This is a genomic window from Phormidium sp. CCY1219 (assembly GCF_035615515.1).
Taxonomy (GTDB): domain Bacteria; phylum Cyanobacteriota; class Cyanobacteriia; order Cyanobacteriales; family Laspinemataceae; genus CCY1219.
Window position 1 is genome coordinate 1 of sequence record NZ_JAJENT010000151.1, and the last position, 231, is coordinate 231.

Sequence of the window (231 nt, forward strand, 5' to 3'; positions counted from 1 at the left end):
TTGAGGATGAGCTTTTGGATAGATTGGCGCTGCGAGTCAAACCATTCGGAGATTTGGATTAATGCTCGCGCCATCCAGGTGGAGCCACCAAAATCGGAGGAGTCCAGCCATTTTTCAAACAGGCGATCGCCTTGGGTGAGTCCCCGTTCGAGGTAAAGTTGGTGCAGCACTTGCCGCAAATTTCGACCGATTTCGAGGCCACTGACGAAGGTGTGGCGGACGAAACCGAAG

At 53.2% G+C, this 231-nt stretch carries 1 protein-coding gene; it reads right to left on the reverse strand.

Annotation, left to right across the window (positions count from 1 at the left end):
• The coding region (locus LKK83_RS00785) for a hypothetical protein (RefSeq protein WP_324628819.1) at nt 1-231 on the reverse strand (231 nt) is incomplete at both ends.